This is a genomic window from Streptomyces sp. NPDC007901 (genome assembly GCF_042959465.1).
Classification (GTDB): Bacteria; Actinomycetota; Actinomycetes; order Streptomycetales; family Streptomycetaceae; genus Streptomyces.
Genome location: NZ_JBIBKW010000035.1, coordinates 1 through 18,362 on the forward strand (window position 1 = coordinate 1; position 18,362 = coordinate 18,362).

Here is an 18,362-nt window from a genome sequence, read left to right on the forward strand (position 1 = left end):
GCCGTCGGGGGTGACGCGGAGGGTCTCATTGCCGTACCGCTTCCCGGACTCGCCGTCGGCCTGCAGGAAGCGGCGTTCGGCCTGCCACCTCGTACACCACTGTTCTTTGCTGAGCCCGGCGGCCTCCAGGTGGTGGCGGGTGTTCAGCAGCCGCTTGCCGCCGCGCACCACGCGCACGACCCCGGCCTGCCAGTCGGCTTGTGCCGCCTTCAGCCGGTCTTCGAGGACGTGCAGGCGGCGGGACTTGGCGAACCACTCCTTGCTGCTGCGATAGCCGCCCGGCTCATGCCTGGTGCCCTTCTCGCCCACGGGCAGGGACAGCCGGTGCCTGATCGTGCGCACGCCCGCCTGGAGACTGTGGACGTGCGCCAGCAGGCCGCGCCGGGCGAGCGCCCACTGGTCGTGGGTGGCCTTCGTGATGCTGCCGGCCCAGCGCGAGGAGGACTCCCCGGTCAGGACACGCTTACGCTCGGCCCACCGCTCACTGTCGTGCTCCAGCCCGGCCGCACACCGCGCCTTCAAATCCCCGCAGGCCAGCGAACCGAGGTGGCCGCCGACCAGGCCGAGCACCTGCTCGTCCCCGCCGGTCAGGCCCTTGAGCCGGGCACGGACCGCGACACCCGAGGGACCGGGCAGCACGAACGGCGCCACCACCTCCCGCAGTCCACCCATCCCGATCCCCCCGGACCCATGTCGAAGAAAGCTGTCACCACACCCAACGACCACCACCACGGAAGGTCACACATTCGACGCAAGAACTCCCGTTCCCCACCAGCGAGAGTCCGCCCACCACAACCGGGAAGCTCACTTATACGTGCCAGAACACACTCACGCGCCACCAACCACCACCAGTTCACAACCCCTGCTACCCGGCGAAACCGCCTGAGTGACGGTCAGCTCTCCTTCGGCCCCTCGGGGTGGCGGCGCAGCAGATAGGTGTCCATGATCCAGCCCTTGCGCTCCCGTGCCTCGGCCCGCAGCCGCTCGATCCGGGGAGCCGCCTCGGCGATCGGACCCGCGACCAGGATCTCGTCCGGGGTGCCGAGGTAGGCGCCCCAGTAGATGTCGATGTCCTGGTCCGCGTACCGCCGGAAGGCCTGGTGCGCGTCCAGCATCACCACGACGTCGTCCACCCCGTCCGGGAGCCCCTCGGCGAGCCGCCGCCCGGTGGTGATCTGCACCGGCCGGGCCACCCGGTTCAGCCCCGTGCGGTGCCGGGCCACCAGCGAGGACACACTGCTGATCCCGGGCACCACGTCGTACGCGAAGACCACCGCGCCCCGCTCCAGCACCTCCTCCAGGATCGCCAGCGTGCTGTCGTACAGCGACGGGTCCCCCCACACCAGGAAGGCGCCGGTCTGCTCCTCGCCGAGCTCCTCGCGGATCAGCCGCTCGTAGATGTCCGCGCGGGCGCTGCGCCAGTCCCCGACGGCCGGCGAGTACGCGCCGCCGCTCGCCGCCCGGTCCCGCTCCGGGTCCCGCGCCTCGACCAGCCGGTAACCGCCGTCCGGTATGTGTGTGTCGAGCATGTCCCGGCGCAGCTGGGTCAGGTCGTTCTTGACCTCGCCCTTGTCGAGGAGGAAGAACACGTCCGTGTCCTGCAGCGCCCGGACCGCCTGGAGGGTGAGCTGGTCGGGGTCGCCCGCGCCGATACCGATGACATGAATCTTTCGCACGCCCCCGAGTCTGCCGCATGCCACTGACAGCGGGTCACCCCGGTGCTACGCGGTGCCGCGCAGCCGGGGCGCCTCGGCCCCCGCCTCGATGCCCCCGGCGCCGCCCTCGACCCGTCCGGCCAGCTCCCGCGCCCACCGGGCGAGCCCCTCGACATCCATCCCGTACGGCCGCCGCACCCCGCTGCCGGCCGCCCACTCCTCGGCCGCGCCCGCGCCGCGCCGCAGCAGCCGCGCCCCGCCGGTCACGTTCCCGCGGGCCGCGTGCGTGAGCCCCACCGCCAGCTGGGCCAGCCCCCGCCACAGCGTCCGCTCCTCCTCGGGACCGGACTTCCAGGCGTCCTCGAACACCTCGTGCGCGTGGAACGGCTTCCCCGCGTCCAGCAGCGCCTGGGCCTCGCCGACCGTCTCCTCGGGACTCCGCACGACCCCCTCGGGCTGCCGCTCGACGCCGCGCGCACCGTACGGCAGCGGCCGCCCCAGCCCGTCGCGCGGCCGGGCACTGCGCGCCCGCCCCTCGGCGTCCCGGTCCCGTGCCCCTGTCCCCGCGTCTGTCCCCGCGTCTTCCATACGACCGATTGTCCCCCGTCCCCCCGCCCGCTTTCGGCCCGCCCAGGTACGTGCGGTAGGGTGCTGTTCGCGCGACCACGTGGATCACCGCGAGTGAGCGCACCGGGACGTGGCGCAGCTTGGTAGCGCACTTGACTGGGGGTCAAGGGGTCGCAGGTTCAAATCCTGTCGTCCCGACTGGAGACAGTCGCAGGTCAGGGCCGGTTTCGGAGGCATCCGAAACCGGCCCTTGATCATTCTTGGGGAGCAGGTGGGGACCGGCGCCCTTGACCGGGTTCAGCGGGTCACGACGATCGGGCTCGGCAGCGAGCGCGGTGCGCGCAGCACGCTGAGGTGCGCGGAGAGCGCCGCTCCGGCGGCCGTGATCTTGTGTACGTCCGGGTGCAGGTAGCGCTGGGTGGTGGTCAGGGATCCGTGGCCGGCGATCCTGCGGAGGACGTGGACCTGCACGCCTGCGTCGGCGAACCAGGTCAGTCCGGTGTGCCGGAGGTCGTGGCGGCGCAGGTGCTCGTAGCCGAGCTTGGTGACCATGTCGTCCCAGTGTGTGGCGTCGCGCAGGACGGCGGTGGAGATGCGTCCGCCGCGCGGGCCGGTGAACAGGCGGGCATCGGGATTCGGGCCGGCGGACAGGACACGCTGAGCGACGAGGGGACGGATCTCCTCGACGATGGGAACCTTGCGGGCCCGCTTGCCCTTGGTCCCCTTGTCGGTCAGCCCGCCGGGTGCGGGTGTGGTCTGGCGCCGTACCGTCCAGATCCACTGGTTGGTGTCGATGTCCCCGACACGGCAGCCTGAGACCTCGCCGATCCGTGCGGCGGTGCATGCGGCGAAGACGACGACGTCTCCCCAGCCGCGGTACTGGTCGTGGGAGGCGGCAACGAGCGCGATGCGCAGGTTCTCGCTCTCCGCGCCGATCTCGCCGAGCTGCCGGGTGAGCTCCTCGATGCGGGCCCGGAACTGCCCGGCTTGGTCGGCCAGTTCACGCTCACGGGTCTCGATGTGTTCCAGGATGGCTTTGACCTGTGGGTTTCTCGCTCATGCGGTCCTCCAGGAAGCGATGGTGGCTCCGGTGAGGCGGCGGCTCATGACGGAGGTCATCGCCCACAGGACGCGGGAGCGAGAGGAGGCGGGGCGGTGTTCGTAGTCGCGTACGAGGCGGCGGTAGAACATCAGGATCCCGTTCGTCTGCTCCACGATCCACCGCTTGGCCTGCGGAACGAAGCCCTTGTCGTCCGGGTAGCGCTCGACGATCTCGACGTCGATGCCCACGTGTCTGCCGTGCTCGACGACCTTTTTCTTGAAGCCCTGGTCGGCCAGGGCTTTCTTCACCGTGTCGCACTGCCCGGCGACACCGTCCAGCAGGGTGATGCCGGCGGTGTTCTCGTGCGCGGAGGCGGGCAGGACGCCGCAGTCAATGACGAGGCCCAGCACGTCCACGGCCAGGCATCTCTTCCTGCCCGGCACCTTCTTCGCGGCATCCCGGCCCGTCGTCGTGGCCGGGAATCCGACGGAGGCGTGGACGCTCCGCGTGTCCAGGACCACCAGGCCCGGGTCGGCTAATCGCTTCCGCTTCTCCCGCAACTGCCAGCGCAGCAGGTCGTGAACGTCCTGGTCAGTGCCCTCGTCACGCCAGAGGTAGAAGTAGTACTTCACCGCTCCGGGCGGGGGCATGTCATGGGGCAGGAACTCCCACTGACAACCCGTGCGGTTCTGGTAGAGGATCGCGTTCACGATCTCCCGCATCGCGTACTTCCCCTGATGCCCGCTGACCGACGGATATACAGGAAGAACTCCGCGCCATGCCAACGCGGCGTCGCCCGCGCAGGGTGGATCGCCCCGATCACGCGTGGGTCGTGCATCCTCGGCGGGAGGGGCGCTCCGGTCCAGTGGTGGTTCTGAGTTGCTCCTGGACTCGGGGGGCTTTTCACCCCGGTCTGCGAAGGACGAAGCCACGCCGTTGAGGCCGTCGAAGTGCTGGCCGCCCACGCGCAGACCTTGGGCCCAGGCAATGACGACCGTCCGGAGGTACCGACTGCTGCTCGACCACGCTCCGCTGGACGAGGCGGCGGGTCGTCAGCTTGCCTCGCTGGTCGTCCGCGCGGCACGCTGAGCGCACTGGGGTGGCTGGCTACTTGGGCAAGGTCTGGATCGACAACAAGGGATAACGGGTCGCACGTCGGCCGAGGACATGGATGGCGACGAGCACGACGACCAACTTCGCCTGGACGTCGTCGACTCTGGAGCGGCACCCGCGACTTCACCGCGAACCCACGGGTCCACCCCCTAGCATCAGGCCACCGCACCCCCGGGTCCCCCCCCGGAAGCGCCTTCTGTTTTCGCGAACTCGCGGGGGTCTCGGGGCGCCGGATCGTCATCAGCCGCAAACGGCGGAGCAACTGGGCCGACTTCGGGCCGGGACAGTTCGGGTGCGGCCGTCGCCTCCGCGAGGGCGACCCGGCCGCCCTCCGGTTCGGGCACGTACTTGTGGACCGTGTTCCTGCTGACGTCCAGAAGCTTCGCGATTGAGGTGACGGTGTTCCCCGGGCGGGCGACCAGGCTGCGGGCGTGACGTTCCTGCTCCACCGTCATCGCCGGCGGGCGGTCCGTCCACCGCACCGGCACGGTCGATCTGGACGGCGGAGGCACTGTCCTGCTCCACGACTCCGACTGCGCCCCCGCCTCCGGCGCCTGGCACTCGACCCTGGGCGCCTCCCCGCCTCCGCGACACCTGCGGGCCAGGGGGCTACGAGGTCGGCGGTCGGCGGGGACCACGGACGGTCCGGCCCGCCTCACACGCGGCCTTACGCGGCCGGGTGACGGCGGCCTGCGGGTGGACCGATACCCACCGCGCTGACCGCGGCTACGGTCGATGACGCGACGTTTTCGCGCATGCCGAGCGAGCGCTCTCGTGCCAGTCGTCGTGCGCTCAGAGGCAAGACGCCGCGACATGACTCCGTATCCTCGAACGGACGAAAGGGGCTCACCGCCCGTAGCTCACCCGAGGACCCCGCCATGACCCAACCGACAGACGTTCTCGTCCATGGAGCGTTCGCCGACGCCTCCTGGTACGCCCCCGTCACCAGCCGGTTGCTGAAGCGGGGCTTCAAGGTCGTCGCTCCTGGTGTGCCCAACCGCAGCCTGCTGGGCGACGCCGCCTACATGGCGTCCCTCGTGCGCGGTGCCTCGGTGAACCCCAGGGCGGCTTCCCCGACTCGAAGCTGGACGCCGCTCGTCTTCACGCCGTCGCCACTGGCGGACTACGACGAGAAGAACCCCGACGTCACCGTCGACGTGGAGAAGTTCCCCGAGGTCGTGGCCACCGACGTGGACCCGGATCTCGCCGCCGTGCTGCCGTCGTCGCAGCGCCCGCTGCGGGACTGGCGTTCGCCGAGAAGGCAACCGCCGCAGCGTGGAGGACCAAGCCCGCGTGGGCGGTCGTCTCCAGCTCCGACACCACCATCGATCCCGATGTGAACGCTTCGGTTACCGCCTTGCCGGAATCGACTTCGTGGAGATCGACGCCTCGCACATGGTCATGCTCTCCCACCCCGACGAGGTCGTGGACATCATCCTGCGGGCCGTCGAAGCAACCAAGTGAAGCTCCAAGCGGCTCGAGCGGGGGCCACCCGAGAGCCGTCTGACGGGCGAGAACGCTCTCGCACAGGCCCGACAGCGGGTCGACGCACAACCGAACATCCGAACAAGCAGAGGAACCAGCAATGAGCACAGTCACCACGCCGGACGGCACCGTCATCTTCTACAAGGACTGGGGCCCGCGGGACGCCCAGCCGATCGTCTTCCACCACGGCTGGCCGCTCAGCTCGGACGACTGGGACGCCCAGTTGCTGTTCTTCCTCTCCAAGGGCTACCGCGTCATCGCCCACGACCGCCGCGGGCACGGGCGCTCCAGCCAGCCCGCGACCGGCCACGAGATGGACACCTACGTCGCCGACGTCAACGTGCTGACCGACGCCCTGGACCTCAGGGATGCGGTGCACGTCGGGCACTCCACCGGCGGTGGCGAGGTCGCGCGCTACGTGGCGCAGGCCAAGCCCGGCCGGGTCGCCAAGGCGGTACTCGTCGCCGCCGTCCCCCCGGTCATGGTGCAGAAGGACAGCAACCCCGAAGGCACCCCCATCGAGGTCTTCGACGGCTTCCGTGCGGCGGTCGCCGCCAACCGGGCCCAGTTCTTCATCGATGTCCCGGCCGGACCTTTCTACGGCTTCAACCGGCCCGGCGCCGAGGTGTCCCAGGGACTCATCGACCGGTGGTGGTGGCAGGGCATGATGGGCGCGACGAACGCCCACTACGAATGCATCAAGGCTTTCTCGGAGACCGACTTCACCGAGGACCTGAAGAAGATCGACGTCCCCGTCCTCGTGATGCACGGGACCGACGACCAGGTCGTGCCGTACGCCGACTCGGCCCCGAAGTCCGTTGAGCTGCTCAAGAACGGCACGCTCAAGAGCTACGAGGGCTACCCCCACGGCATGCTGTCGACGCACCCCGAGGTCCTCAACGCCGACATCCTCGCCTTCGTCGAGGGTTAAGGCGACCACCCGGCTCTGCCGGGCGACAGCGCCAACCTGATCAGCGACACGCTGTCCCCCGGTGACGCCCATGCGGGCCGTTGCCGGGGGACAGCGGCGTTCGCGGTGGCGGCCGCTCGCCTCAGGCCGTCAGCTTGTCCGCGTCCGCGACACTGCACTCACGGAAGCCCAGGTGCCCGCGGATCTGCGCACGGTGGTACTCGACCGTCCGACCGCTCCACTCATACGCGTCCAGCTCGGACGCGGGCACCTGTACCTGCCGGGCAACGAACTCCACCGCCTCGCCCGGAGCTCGAACCGGCCCCGGGGAAACCGGCCGTACTGCGTATAGAACTTCAGCAACACCGCGAAGCCGAGTCTTGTCGCACCGCGCTTGCCGGACACGAGCCCCTGCTCGTCCTTCAACAGCGTCCAGTGCTCGACCAGGTCGTCCAGGTCCAAAGGGGTACGCGCCACGGTCGCAAATCGTCCTCTTGGGGCTTCCCCCGTGCAGCTGTACAACCCTGGACTCACCCACACGGGTCCCGCGGCCTGGGCATCAGGGGAGTGGCGTTCGGCGTACGCTCTGCGGAGAGTGGGCTTTTGACCGTGGCCAAGGGCGGTGGTCTGTCCGTGTGGAGGTCACGGAAGCGGGCCGGTTCTACCCCCGCCATGGGAGACAACCCAACGAAGCGGAGTCCGCTGACCGCGGTGAGACGCTGGTACCCGCCGCGTCTCCGACGCAGTACAACGAGCGGCCCGTGGCCCGTGCGCGGCGGGCGATGGCGGCGGGAGTTGGTTGACCGGCTCATGACTGAAGGACACTGCTGGTTCGCCAACGCCGATGATGAGGAGATCGCGGAATGGCGGCGCGTCATCTTGGCCGGGGCGTGCGCTGGCCTACCTGGCCGCCTACGACGTTCACCGCGCGCACGTCATCGGCTGCACCGAGGCCACCGCCGGCATCCACCCATTCATGAACATGGTCACCCAGGTCATGACCCAGGAACCCTACGCCGGCGCCAGGCGCGTGTTCTGGATTGTCGATAACGGCTTCTCCCACCGAGGAGGAGGGCCGCCGATGGCCTGACCAGCGCGTTCCCTAACGCCGTCATTGTCCACACTCCGTGTACGCCTCCTGGGCGAACCTGGTGGAGATCTACTTCTCCGTCGTACAGCGCAAGGTCATCTCACCCAACGACTTCACCGACCTCAACCAGGTCGCGGACCGGCTCCGAGTCTTCGAAGACCGCTACAACACCCCAGAGATCAAGACCTGGCTCGGCAAGCACCCCCGCTTCCATGTCCACTTCACCCCGACCGGCTCCTCCTGGATCAACCAGGTCGAGCGGTGGTTCGGTCTGCTGACAGACAAGCTCATCCGCTGCGGCGTCCACACCTCGGTGAAGGCGCTGGAGGATGACATCAGGGCCTGGATCGACTCGTGGAACGAGAACCCCAGGCCCTTCACCTGGACCAAGACCGCCGACGAGATCCTCAAATCTCTCGCCGACTACCTCACCAAGGTCACTCCGCCAGCCATCGAGAATCAGCGAGAGACTTAAGCCTGCGATTTCTGGCGCATCACACTAAGTAGCGGGTCAGGGTGGTGGCGTGAGGGTCGTTCGGGGTGGTCATGCTGGTGTTGGGCGGATGTCTCGGGTGTAGATCATCTGTCGGCGGGCTCCTCAGGGGTTCGTCAGGACGAACAGGGCGCGCAGCAGGCCGGTCGCGCGGGCGGGACCGGTGCGGAGCTTGGTGAGGATCCGTCGGTTCGACGAAGCGGCCGCAGCGCCCCAGTCCGCCCCCTTACCGGCCGGCGCCGGGGTTTCGTCGGCGACCCGGCCGAGCTGACCCGGTGAATCCGCGCGGACGTCGCGCGGATGCCGGAGGAACTGGCCGGGCGTCTTCTCCGGGAGCGGGCACGAAGTCCCCCGAGGACAGTCCGTGCAGGTAGCTCAAGGGCAGCACCTCGCCGCCTCTTCCGGGACTTACGCAACCAGGGCGGCAAGATCACCGAAGCGAACCGCTTGCGTCCGCCTGTGGTCTCATCGACGCGCTTGTCGTTCACGCGCGGTGCTCGCACCTCGACCGCCCCGGCCGCGGTGGTGACCTTCCTCGGCCTGAGGCAGCCGTTGCGGACGACCAGGCGCCGGCCCGTCTCGTCCCGCTCGTCGGTCAACTTGCCTATGACGGCGCTGACTTCGCCGCCAGCGCGGCGGCGAGCATCCGCCCGGCGCCTTCACGGAGGATCTCGTCGATCAGGGAACCTCCGCGTGCTCCCCGAGCTTGATCCACAGACATCCGAGCATTGCTCCCCGGACAGTTGCGGCTCCTCTCGATCACCGGATGAACCCTGCGGCGCACGACTCGCTGTGCCGTTGCGCCGAGGAGCAGGATGCCGGCTTCGTGGACTCCGGGGCGTGAGCGAACCGGTGGGGCGGGAGCCGCTCGGCCCCGCCCCACCGGCCACTTGGGAGCCACGGCTCCCGGGGGTTACCGCGTCACTCCCAGGAGTACTGGTTCGTGGACACCAACTGGCCCGGAATCACCTGCCCCTTGGTACGGAGCTCGGTGTACGCCCAGTACTCGACGTCAGGCTTCAGCGGAGCGCCCGGCCGCAGTTTGTACTGCGGTGTCGTGCCGCGCTCCACTGCGGTCGGCAGTTCCAGCGTCGCTGGCGTGTAGTGGCCGTTACGGCTGAGTACGACGTGGCCGAGCCGGTAGTCGACGACCGGGCTACCGGAGTCCTGTGCGAAGACATACGCCGTGTACGTGCCCGCCTCCGGCATGAAGACCCAGGCCCGCTCGGAGCTGCTCCAGCTGGCGGCGCTCCGGTAGACCAGCTTGTCGCCCTTGTACAGCCAGAGGTCGAGGTTGGTGTCCGGGTCGTCGGTCGCGGTGTCCACGACGATTCCGGCGCTGCCCGCCGGCACCTTGAAGGAGTGCGCCTGCACTCCGAGGGCCTTCCGGTCGAAGACCCCGCCGCTGACCCCGGTCTGCATCGAGTACGACTCCCGCTGCATGGGGGCGTAGCCGGTCGACCGGCCGGAGACCGGGCCGGTGAAGCCCGGCTCGAACATGCCGTAGGTGCCGTCGGCGAGCCGGCCGAACTCTTCCAGGTTGTCGTCGTACTGCCGGGGCGAGATGCCCCACGGGCGCGCGGCGACCGGGATCCGTACCTGGTGGGCGGTGCCGCGCCAGGTGATCGCGCCGGTGACGTAGCGGTCCCACGGTGCGCTGCCGCGCCGCAGCGTGATGGTGACCGTGGCGGTCTCACCCGGTGCCACCGTCACCGTTGCTGGTGCGACGCTCACCCGCATGCCCTCCAGCCCGCTCGTCGAGGCGTGGTACGTCTCCCGCTTGCCGCCGACGTTGGTCAGCTTGCGGGTCAGCACCACCGGCTTGGTGCCGTCGTAATCGCGCAGCCCGATCGACGGCAGGTTCAGCTCGCGGCCGTCGGGCTGAGCCGCTTCGCTGAAGGCGGTCAGACTCTTGGCGTCCGGCTCGATGACCAGTCCCGGATCGGTGGCCCGCTTCAGCGACGGCAGTCCGCTGCCCTGGGCCAGCGGGCTGGTGTTGCCCACGGTGCCGGCTGTGGTGTGCAACGCCGAGGCGATCGCGCCGGGCGACCAGTCGGGATGCTCGGCCCGCAGGATCGCGGCCTCACCGGCCACGTGGGGGGTCGCCATCGAGGTACCCGAGTACGCGTCGTACTGCCGGCCGAAGTTTCCCGGCGGGGAGACGGCCGCGATGATGTCGCTGCCGGGGGCGACCAGGTCGGGCTTCATCAGCCCGGGGTGCATCTTGTCCGGCCCTGTCGAAGAGTAGTCCGCGATGGTCGGCACCCCTGGGGCACCGGAGCCGTGGCTGCTCGAAGTGAACCGTGCGGTGCCGTCGGCCGGGTGCCTCATCAGGTAGTTGAAGATCTTGCCGGCCTGGTCCCTGGTGTTCAGATAGAGCACCGGGAAGTCGTAGATGCTGTTGACCCGGAAGTTGCCATTGGGGTCGAAGAGGACCATTGCCGCCGCGTGCTTGGCTTTGAGCTCCTCCACCGCGCCGTAGGGGCTGTCCAGGGCGCAGGCGACCACCTTGCCCTTCACCTTCGCCGGGTCCAGGCTGCCGGGCTCGCAGTACGCCGAGCCCTCCTCCAATGTGCCGGCCTGCTCGCCGAAGACCAGCGGCAGGGATCGGCCGCCGGGGAGCACGTCCAGCGAGGCGCCGGTGATCGAGGTGCCGTCGCCGAGCCGGACGGTTCCCTCGTTCACGTGGGTCACCGCCGCGCCGACTGTGGTGACCCACGGCTGGGTGTTGCTGACCGCGCTGCTGAAGCCGGAGTTGCCGGCCGCGGCCGTGACGAAGACTCCGGCCAGCGTGGCGTTGAGGAAGGCTTGGCCGATCGGGGTGTTGGGCTCGCTGTCCCCCAACTGCGTTCCGATCGAGTAGTTGAGCACCTGTACGCCGTCGGCGACCGCCGCGTCGATGCCCGCGATGATGTCGGCGTCGTATCCCGAGCCGCCCCAGAGGACCTTGTAGACGGCGATCTGCGCGTCCGGGGCCACACCGGAGATCGAACCGAAGTTCCGCCCCGAGATGGTGACGTTGTCGACGGGCAGGCCGGCCGCGGTGGACGCGGTGTGCGTACCGTGCCCGACCATGTCCCGGGGGGAGAGCACCTCACCCTCGGGCAGCGTGCCGCCCGACGCGGCGAGGTAGGTGTCGGCGAAGTACCGGGCGCCGACGATCTTGCCGTTGCAGTGCTGGGCGGCGAAGGTGTAGCCGGTCTGGCAGGTGCCGTGCCAGCCCGCCGGGGCCGTCGGTATCCGCTTGGCGAACGACGGGCTCTCCGGCCAGATCCCGGTGTCCAGGACGCCGATCACGACCCCGGCGCCGGTGCTTCTGCGCGGCTTCCGCGCGGCGGACTTCTGCGCGCTGGTCGCCGGCGAGCCGGTTGCCCGGGCGCCGGTGGCCGACGCCTCAGTGCTCGCTGTTCCGGCGGTGCCCGTCGCCGTGCCGGTCGTCGGCTGCGGCGTGGTGTCACCAAGAGACGCCTGGCTGGTACCGACCACCTGGGACTTGGTGACCGAGCGGACCCGCTTGTCCGCCTTCACTTCCTCGGCCTGAGCCGCGGTCAGCGTGGCCGAGAATCCGTTGAGGGCCGTGGTGTAGACCTCGTTGACCGTGATGTCGGCTGCTTTGGCCACGGCCGTCCGCTGGGTACCAAGGTGCTTCCGGTACGCCTTCGCCGCCCCCGACTGCGGTTCCAGCGGCTCGCCCGGCGCCGGGCGGGTCCGGGCCAGCCCGGAGAGCCGGCCCGTGTACGTCGCCACCGGTTCCTCGGCGAGTTGCACAATGTACGGAGTGCGGCCTGAGGGCTTTTGCTTGTGTTTCGCATCGGACTCACCGGTCTGGCGCGGTCTGAACCGGCCGGCGCCCCCGGTCAGGTCGACCCGATCTCCGCCGGGTCGCAGTCCAGAGCTGACACCGCTGCCCACCGAGGTGTCCGGCTCGGCGGCTGCCGCCGTTGCCGTACCCCCGGTGGCGACCGTGCCGCCGCCGGCCAGGACGAAGGCCAGCAGGGGTATGGCCAGCCTCCGTCGCTGGGTTCGTCTGCTCGTCGCCACGAGACTCCTTCCAGTAGCTCCCATATGGGAGCGCTCCCATGAACGTCGACGCTCTCTCCCGGGATGTGAGAGGGGAGCGCGACCTACCTAACTGGACGTCAGTTAATAAGGTGTTACAGGTTGTTTCAGACGCTCACGTGGCCACAGTGGCTGTACTTCTCCGGGAAGCAGGGGACCCCGTCGAGGGCGCTCCGGCCCCTTGCGATCGCACGTACCGGACGCCGCAGGGCTCGATCTTCGGGCGGACAACGCGAATGTGACGAGTCCCGAACCCCGATGCCAGCGGCTCCACTGCAGCAGCTCGGCGATCACACCATGCTGAGCGCCGGCAGTCTTGGAGTCGAGGTGGGCCTGTACGCGACCGACCTCTGTACCCGCGAGCACACCCTGTCGGGCAGCGCCGTTGGATCTTCGAGGGTCATTCGGGGCGCTTGGTGAGTCTGGTGCTGAGGTCCCAGAGCTCCTGCTGGATGCTCGGATCATAGGCTTCGGCGTGTGCCCTTGCGGCATGGGTGCGGTCGTAGAACTGTCCGGTCATCCCGTCGAGTTCGGGGGCGAGGATGAGGCGCAGGGTGGCCTGCAGGCCGTCTTCGAGGGAGTCGATGCTGTAACCGACCGAATCCAGGACCATCTTGGTCGGCATGAATGTGGCCGGGTGCAAACTGTTGACCGTAATCCGGTGTGGGTCGAGTTGTCGGGCGAGCACGAAGCCTGTGGCGATCATCGCCAGTTTGGACTGGCCGTAGGCGCGCATGCCCGAGTAGCCGTGTTCGAGGGTGGGGTCGTCGAAGTTGATCGGGGCCTGGCCGATCGAAGCGACGTTGACGATACGGGCGGGGGCTCCGCGGTCGAGCAGCGGCAGCAGGTGCTGGGTCAGCACGAACGGGGCGAGATGGTTGACCGCGAAGCGGAGCTCGTACCCGTCGACGGTGAGTCGGCGGTCGGTCCCGTCGGGTTCGCCGCCGATGCCGGCGTTGTTGACCAGCACCGAGATCCGGTCGCCCGTGCCGTGCAGGATCAGGCGGGCATGTCGACGGCTGAGATGTCGGCTTACCAGGTCGACGGCGCGGCGGCGGCGAAGAAGCCACCGCCGGCTGAGACGTTCCAGATCTTGCAACCGCCTCCTCGCTGATCCTGGTGCCCAGGTTCTCGTCGAGGTTGTAGAAGTCGTCGAAGCAGTTGCTGTGGTACGCGTAGCGGTCCGCCTTGACAGCCGCAACCACGTCATCGAAGAACTCCTTCGGCGCGACCCCGCCCGGGTTGTCGCCGGTCTTGAGCAGGAAGGGTCCCGCGAGGCCAGGAAGGCGACCTTGGAGATCCTGGCGGAGCCGTACGCGGAGACGTAGCGGGCGACCTCACCTGTGCCCGTCGAGAAGCCGAGCCGGGTGGCATCCTGCGGGTCGAGAGTTTCCGTCACGGTGTTCAGATCAGCCGCGAAGGTGTCGTAGTCGTAGCCGGTCGTGGGCCGGCTGGACTGCCCGAAACCGCCAGGGCGTTCAGTGCATGCGCAGCACGGATGTCATCACGCCAGGGCGAACGCCCGCCTCCTGCTGTCCTCGAGCGCACCGCTTCTTGCCTCGAAGTGGCGTGCGGAGGACGCGCCGCGGCGCGCTGCCACGCAAGGCCATTGAGGTCGGCGCTCACCCGCACCCCTCGCGGGCGCGGACGGACCACAGGTGGTGCACCGACAGACAAGATGCCTCCGCCGGGTGCCCCTAATGTGCTGCTCACGCCGACGGTCAGCGCACGTCTCGGACACCGCGTGCACCGGTCGGACCGGCGCAGCGCCTCACCCCAGGCAGCCCTTCCCATCCCCGGGGCCACTCGCTCCCAGCAAAGCAGCAAAGCAGCGAACCCGACGCTGACCGCCTGGCCGTGCATCAGCTGATCACCACGCCATCAACAGGGAGTTGAGCCATGTCCCGTTCTGAAAGCCCCACCGTCGTCCTGGTCCACGGCGCCTTCGCCGACGCGTCCAGTTACGCCCGCGTCATCCCCGAACTGATCGCTCGCGGCCTGGACGTGGTGGCCCCGGCGGTGCCCAACCGCAGCCTGCTCGGCGACGCCGCCTACATCGCCTCGATCGTCCGTCAGATACCCGGCCCGGTCGTCCTGGTCGGACACTCCTACGGCGGTGCCGTCATCACCGTCGCCGGTGTGGAGGACAACGTCAGGGCGCTGGTCTACCTGGCCGGCTACGCCCTGGAAGAAGGCGAGAGCCTGGGCGAACTGCAGGGCGCCTTCCCTGACTCCGACCTCGCCACCGCGCTCGTCTACACCCCTTTCCCAGTGGAGGGCTCCACCACTCCCGGCACCGACGTGTCGGTCCAGATCGACAAGTTCCCGGCCATCTTCGCCGCCGACGTCGACCCACGCCTCACCTCCGTACTCGCCGTCTCTCAACGTCCGCTGGCCGCACTGGCCTTCAGTGAAAAGGCGCCGAAGGCGGCCTGGAAGAGCAAGCCCTCCTGGGGTCTGGTCTCCACAGCCGACCACACCATCAACCCCGATGTGGAGCGCTTCGGTTACAAGCGGGCCGACATGACCATCGTCGAGATCGAGTCCTCGCACCTGGTGATGCTCGCCCACCCCGAGCGCGTCATCAAGCTGATCGAGGAGGCTGTCCGGGCCACCGCCCATTGACCTCACCTGCCCCTCGGCCGGTTGCCGTCGGGCCTCGACCGCAGACCGGCAACCGGTTCCTCCGCTACGCGCAGACTCATGGCGCCGGCGCCCGCGCGGCAGCTTCGGCGGGCGGCCCTCTCGGTTGTCCGACCGGGCGATCATCTGCGGACGCGGCCGGTTCGGGCTGTCGAGGAATCCTGAGGCGCCGCCCTATGCCCGTGCCACCCGTCTCCGTGCGTCCGGGGGCGCATCCCCCTCACCGTTTCACAGGAAGTCAGCGATGAACTCACCGATCTCCCGCCGTACCGTGACCGCCTCGCTCCTGGCGAGCGCAGCCGTCCTGGCAACCCCTGGTGCGGCCTTCGCCGCCACGTCGACATCGGAGAACCAGCAGGCCGACCCGCACCAGCACCCGGCCAAGCCCACTATTGTCCTGGTCCACGGCGCCTTCGCCGACGCCTCCAGCTGGAGCGCCGTCGTCGAGCGCCTCCTGCGGCGGGGTTACCACGTACTCGCACCGGCACTGCCGTTGCGCGGGGTGGCGAGCGACGCCGCCTATATCCGCAGCGTCCTGGACAGCGTTCAGGGACCGATCGTGCTCGTGGGCCACTCCTACGGCGGCTCGGTCATCAGCCAGGCCGCGGCCGGGTTTTCGCGTGTGAAGGCGCTGGTCTACATAGCCGCCTTCGTCCCCGACATCGGCGAAAGCGCGCTGGAGTTGACGAACAAGTACCCCGGCAGCACCTTGGCGCAGGCCACGTCCTCGCAGTCCTACCCGCTGCCCGGCGGCGGCACCGGCGAGGAACTGATCATCAAGAAGGACCTGTTCCGCGAACAGTTCGCGGCCGGCGTCCCGATCCCGACCGCCCGGGTGATGGCCGCGGGGCAGCGTCCGATCACGGTGGCCGCCCTCCAGGAGAAGGCCACCGCCGCCGCGTGGAAGAAGATCCCCAGCTGGTACCTCGTGGCCACGGAGGACCGCAACATCCCCCCGGCCGCCGAGCGGTGGATGGCCAAACGGGCCGGCGCCCGCATCATCACGGTCCGCGCACCCCACGCGGTCGCCGTGAGCGACCCCGGCCCTGTCACCGATCTGATCTTGAGCGCCGCCCGCTGAACGGACCGAGGTGGCGATCACTCACGTGAGGAACCAACCACCAGGGGACCCTGCGGACGCGGTACCGACTCAGGACGGAGACCCGGTTGAACGCGTTGATGGTGATCGCCACCCAGACCTGACAGAACGCATCCGACCGCTTCGGCAGCCTGGATGGCTGCGACGGCGACCGCGTTCCCGCGCCCGCCCTTCCGAATGCCGCCATTGCGTCACGCAAGAACCCGACACGCCGCTGAAAGGCACACGATGACACAGCCCGCCACCGCTCCGACTGTCCAGCGAGTGGACGCCAAGCACCGGTACGAAATCCTGGTCGACGGCAAAACCGTCGGCCTCACCGCGTTCCGCGACCACGATGACCAGCGCGTTTTCTACCACACGGAAATCGACGACGCCTTCGCCGGGCAGGGCCTGGCGGCGCTCCTCGTCCAGCAGGCCCTGACCGACGTACGTGGCTCCGGGAAGCGCGTCGTGCCGGTCTGCCCCTACGTGGCGAAGTTCCTCAAGAACCACGACGAGTTCGCCGGCATCGCCGACCCTGTGACCCCCGAAGTCCTGCAGTGGTTGGAGACCGTGCCGTCGAAGTGACCGCCCGCACCGTTGTCTTCTCCGACGCCTGCCGGAACTTCCGGACCGCCGTACCGGTCCATACGGGCAGCCCACGGCTTCTGGCCTCGCGGCGTCTGTAGTCACTCCCCGCAGGACGGCGCGACCCCCGTCATCGCGGGGACTCCAGGCGCCGGTGGTAAGGCCTCAGACGGGCTCATCTCGGATGGAGATGACTGACATCCTGAACCATCGCCGTGGATGAGGAAGCACCCGAGGCAGCTCGGCGCTTGTCCCTGCGTGACGGCATCGAAGAAGCTGCCGGTCACCGCACAGCGCTTCCGCCCGAGCCGGCTTCCCGGCACAGTCCGTCAAGAAGGTGCACATGTCCGCATCATCCGACGTCCAGAACCCGCGCCGGCCCGCGACCACAAAGGCCCCGCACGGCGTGCCGGGTTGGCTGGTCGCACTCCTGGCCGTCGCCTCCGGCATGACGGTCGCCAACCTCTACTACGCCCAGCCCCTGCTGTCCTCGCTGAGCGACGTCTTCCACACCAGCACGGCCACTGCCGGCGCACTGATCACCCTCACCCAGGTCGGCTACGTGATCGGCATGCTCTTCCTGGTCCCGCTCGGCGACCGGTTGGAGAAGCGCAACCTGGTCACCGTCCTGCTGACGGTCACGACCCTCGCCCTCGTGGCGGCGGGACTCGCCACCAGCTTCCCCATGCTGCTGATCGCCTCCCTGGTCAGCGGCGCCACCTCGGTCGTCGCCCAGATCCTGGTGCCCTTTGCCGCCGGCCTCGCTCCCGACCACGCCAGGGGTCGTGTAGTCGGCCGGGTGATGAGCGGGCTACTCACCGGCATCCTGCTCTCCCGCACTCTGAGCAGTCTGGTCTCGGACCTCGCCGGGTGGCGCGTGGTCTTCCTCGGCTCCGCTGCCCTGATGGCCGTGCTCGCCGTGGCCCTGCGCGCGGCCCTGCCGCGGTCCGCGCCGACCACGACCATCCCGTACCACCACGTGCTGCGCTCCACCGTCCGGCTGGTGCGCACGCACCCGGCGCTGCTGCGCCGTGGCCTCTACCAGGCGGCGATGTTCGGCGCCTTCAGCGCGTTCTGGACCACGGTCTCCTTCGTCCTGACCGGTCCCCGATTCCACTACTCACCGATCGGGGTCGGTGTGTTCGCCCTCGTCGGCGCGGCCGGCGCGGCCATCGCACCGCTTGCCGGACACTGGGCCGACCGGGGCCTCGTACGCCCCGTGACAGGCGTCGCCTTCGTGGTCGCCACCCTGGCCTTCGCGCTCGCCGGGTTCGGCGGACACAGCGTCGTACTGATCGCCCTGGCCGCGATCGTCATCGACATGGCCGTCCAGACCACCCTGATCCTCGGCCAGCACACTGTGTACCAACTCGACCCTGCCGCCCGCGCGCGCCTCAACAGTGCTTTCATCGCCATGTTCTTCGCCGGCGGTGCGGTCGGCTCCCAGCTCGGCTCCGTCGTCTACCACGCCGGAGGCTGGGCTCTCCTGACCGTACTCGGCGCCGCCCTCCCCTTCGGCGCGCTTCTCTACTGGACCACCGAGCGACGACGGCGTGCGGCGACGAAGCAGGGCACAGAGAGCCGGTAACGGTGCGCACCAAGGGCGTCGGGTTGGGTTGTGTCGAGGCGGAACCCG

The 18,362-nt window shown here is 69.2% G+C and carries 13 protein-coding genes, 1 tRNA gene and 4 pseudogenes; 9 read left to right on the forward strand and 9 right to left on the reverse strand.

Annotated features, from left to right (window positions below; translation table 11 throughout):
* The 3 genes and pseudogenes from ACFZDK_RS51630 to ACFZDK_RS51640 form a co-directional block, all read right to left on the reverse strand.
* Positions 1–672 (reverse strand): annotated as a pseudogene (locus ACFZDK_RS51630) (hypothetical protein); the annotation flags it as partial.
* 221 nt (positions 673–893) lie between these two features.
* Positions 894–1,676 carry a precorrin-6A synthase (deacetylating) gene (gene cobF, locus ACFZDK_RS51635; protein ID WP_390985239.1) on the reverse strand — a complete coding sequence of 261 codons (783 nt, stop codon included), beginning with the start codon at positions 1,674–1,676 and terminating at the stop codon, positions 894–896.
* Positions 1,677–1,721: 45 nt separating this feature from the next.
* Complete coding sequence (locus ACFZDK_RS51640; protein ID WP_390985242.1) at positions 1,722–2,243, reverse strand: DUF309 domain-containing protein; 522 nt, start codon at positions 2,241–2,243, stop codon at positions 1,722–1,724.
* Positions 2,244–2,346: 103 nt separating this feature from the next.
* Here ACFZDK_RS51640 and ACFZDK_RS51645 point away from each other — a divergent pair.
* Positions 2,347–2,420: transfer RNA gene (locus ACFZDK_RS51645), tRNA-Pro, on the forward strand.
* 99 nt (positions 2,421–2,519) lie between these two features.
* On the opposite strand, the pseudogene ACFZDK_RS51650 reads toward ACFZDK_RS51645, so the two are convergent.
* Positions 2,520–3,128, reverse strand: a pseudogene (locus tag ACFZDK_RS51650) (tyrosine-type recombinase/integrase); the annotation flags it as partial.
* 150 nt (positions 3,129–3,278) lie between these two features.
* On the reverse strand, positions 3,279–4,049 hold the full coding sequence (locus ACFZDK_RS51655) for an IS5 family transposase (RefSeq protein ID WP_390985245.1): 771 nt from the start codon (positions 4,047–4,049) through the stop codon (positions 3,279–3,281).
* A gap of 1,206 nt (positions 4,050–5,255) precedes the next feature.
* Here ACFZDK_RS51655 and ACFZDK_RS51660 point away from each other — a divergent pair.
* Entirely contained in the window at positions 5,256–5,717 is a 462-nt protein-coding gene (locus tag ACFZDK_RS51660; protein ID WP_390985247.1) for a hypothetical protein, read from the forward strand.
* A gap of 245 nt (positions 5,718–5,962) precedes the next feature.
* A complete protein-coding gene (locus ACFZDK_RS51665) occupies positions 5,963–6,793 on the forward strand; it encodes an alpha/beta fold hydrolase (protein WP_390985250.1) in 831 nt (276 codons plus the stop codon).
* Between the two features lie 121 nt (positions 6,794–6,914).
* On the opposite strand, the gene ACFZDK_RS51670 is transcribed toward ACFZDK_RS51665, so the two are convergent.
* A complete protein-coding gene (locus ACFZDK_RS51670) occupies positions 6,915–7,310 on the reverse strand; it encodes a DUF4158 domain-containing protein (protein ID WP_390985253.1) in 396 nt (131 codons plus the stop codon).
* 306 nt (positions 7,311–7,616) lie between these two features.
* Between ACFZDK_RS51670 and ACFZDK_RS51675 the strand changes: the two genes are divergently transcribed.
* Both ACFZDK_RS51675 and ACFZDK_RS51680 read left to right on the forward strand, forming a co-directional pair.
* Positions 7,617–7,862 (forward strand): hypothetical protein, encoded by a 246-nt coding sequence (locus tag ACFZDK_RS51675; RefSeq protein ID WP_390985256.1) that lies wholly within the window; start codon positions 7,617–7,619, stop codon positions 7,860–7,862.
* Positions 7,863–8,025: 163 nt separating this feature from the next.
* Positions 8,026–8,337 (forward strand): annotated as a pseudogene (locus tag ACFZDK_RS51680) (IS630 family transposase); the annotation flags it as partial.
* 352 nt (positions 8,338–8,689) lie between these two features.
* Here ACFZDK_RS51680 and ACFZDK_RS51685 read toward each other — a convergent pair.
* The 3 genes and pseudogenes from ACFZDK_RS51685 to ACFZDK_RS51695 form a co-directional block, all read right to left on the reverse strand.
* Positions 8,690–9,076, reverse strand: a pseudogene (locus ACFZDK_RS51685) (transposase); the annotation flags it as partial.
* Positions 9,077–9,276: 200 nt separating this feature from the next.
* On the reverse strand, positions 9,277–12,396 hold the full coding sequence (locus tag ACFZDK_RS51690; protein ID WP_390985259.1) for a S8 family serine peptidase: 3,120 nt from the start codon (positions 12,394–12,396) through the stop codon (positions 9,277–9,279).
* A 418-nt stretch (positions 12,397–12,814) separates the two neighbouring features.
* A complete protein-coding gene (locus tag ACFZDK_RS51695; RefSeq protein WP_390985370.1) occupies positions 12,815–13,822 on the reverse strand; it encodes an SDR family NAD(P)-dependent oxidoreductase in 1,008 nt (335 codons plus the stop codon).
* A 491-nt stretch (positions 13,823–14,313) separates the two neighbouring features.
* Here ACFZDK_RS51695 and ACFZDK_RS51700 point away from each other — a divergent pair, with 491 nt between their 5' ends.
* From ACFZDK_RS51700 to ACFZDK_RS51715, 4 genes are all read left to right on the forward strand, one after another.
* Positions 14,314–15,039 (forward strand): alpha/beta fold hydrolase, encoded by a 726-nt coding sequence (locus ACFZDK_RS51700; protein WP_390985262.1) that lies wholly within the window; start codon positions 14,314–14,316, stop codon positions 15,037–15,039.
* Between the two features lie 262 nt (positions 15,040–15,301).
* Positions 15,302–16,138 carry an alpha/beta fold hydrolase gene (locus ACFZDK_RS51705; protein ID WP_390985265.1) on the forward strand — a complete coding sequence of 279 codons (837 nt, stop codon included), beginning with the start codon at positions 15,302–15,304 and terminating at the stop codon, positions 16,136–16,138.
* Positions 16,139–16,384: 246 nt separating this feature from the next.
* Positions 16,385–16,726 carry an N-acetyltransferase gene (locus ACFZDK_RS51710; protein ID WP_390985267.1) on the forward strand — a complete coding sequence of 114 codons (342 nt, stop codon included), beginning with the start codon at positions 16,385–16,387 and terminating at the stop codon, positions 16,724–16,726.
* Between the two features lie 343 nt (positions 16,727–17,069).
* Positions 17,070–18,314, forward strand: a complete 1,245-nt coding sequence (locus ACFZDK_RS51715; protein WP_390985270.1) for an MFS transporter — start codon at positions 17,070–17,072, stop codon at positions 18,312–18,314.
* Positions 18,315–18,362: the final 48 nt, after the last annotated feature.

Coding starts and splice junctions, on each gene's coding strand:
- ACFZDK_RS51640 (WP_390985242.1), bottom strand. CDS start 2,243: ATGGAAGACGCGGGGACAGACGCGGGGACAGGGGCACGGGACCGGGAC.
- ACFZDK_RS51660 (WP_390985247.1), top strand. CDS start 5,256: ATGACCCAACCGACAGACGTTCTCGTCCATGGAGCGTTCGCCGACGCC.
- ACFZDK_RS51665 (WP_390985250.1), top strand. CDS start 5,963: ATGAGCACAGTCACCACGCCGGACGGCACCGTCATCTTCTACAAGGAC.
- ACFZDK_RS51675 (WP_390985256.1), top strand. CDS start 7,617: ATGATGAGGAGATCGCGGAATGGCGGCGCGTCATCTTGGCCGGGGCGT.
- ACFZDK_RS51700 (WP_390985262.1), top strand. CDS start 14,314: ATGTCCCGTTCTGAAAGCCCCACCGTCGTCCTGGTCCACGGCGCCTTC.
- ACFZDK_RS51705 (WP_390985265.1), top strand. CDS start 15,302: ATGAACTCACCGATCTCCCGCCGTACCGTGACCGCCTCGCTCCTGGCG.
- ACFZDK_RS51710 (WP_390985267.1), top strand. CDS start 16,385: ATGACACAGCCCGCCACCGCTCCGACTGTCCAGCGAGTGGACGCCAAG.
- ACFZDK_RS51715 (WP_390985270.1), top strand. CDS start 17,070: ATGTCCGCATCATCCGACGTCCAGAACCCGCGCCGGCCCGCGACCACA.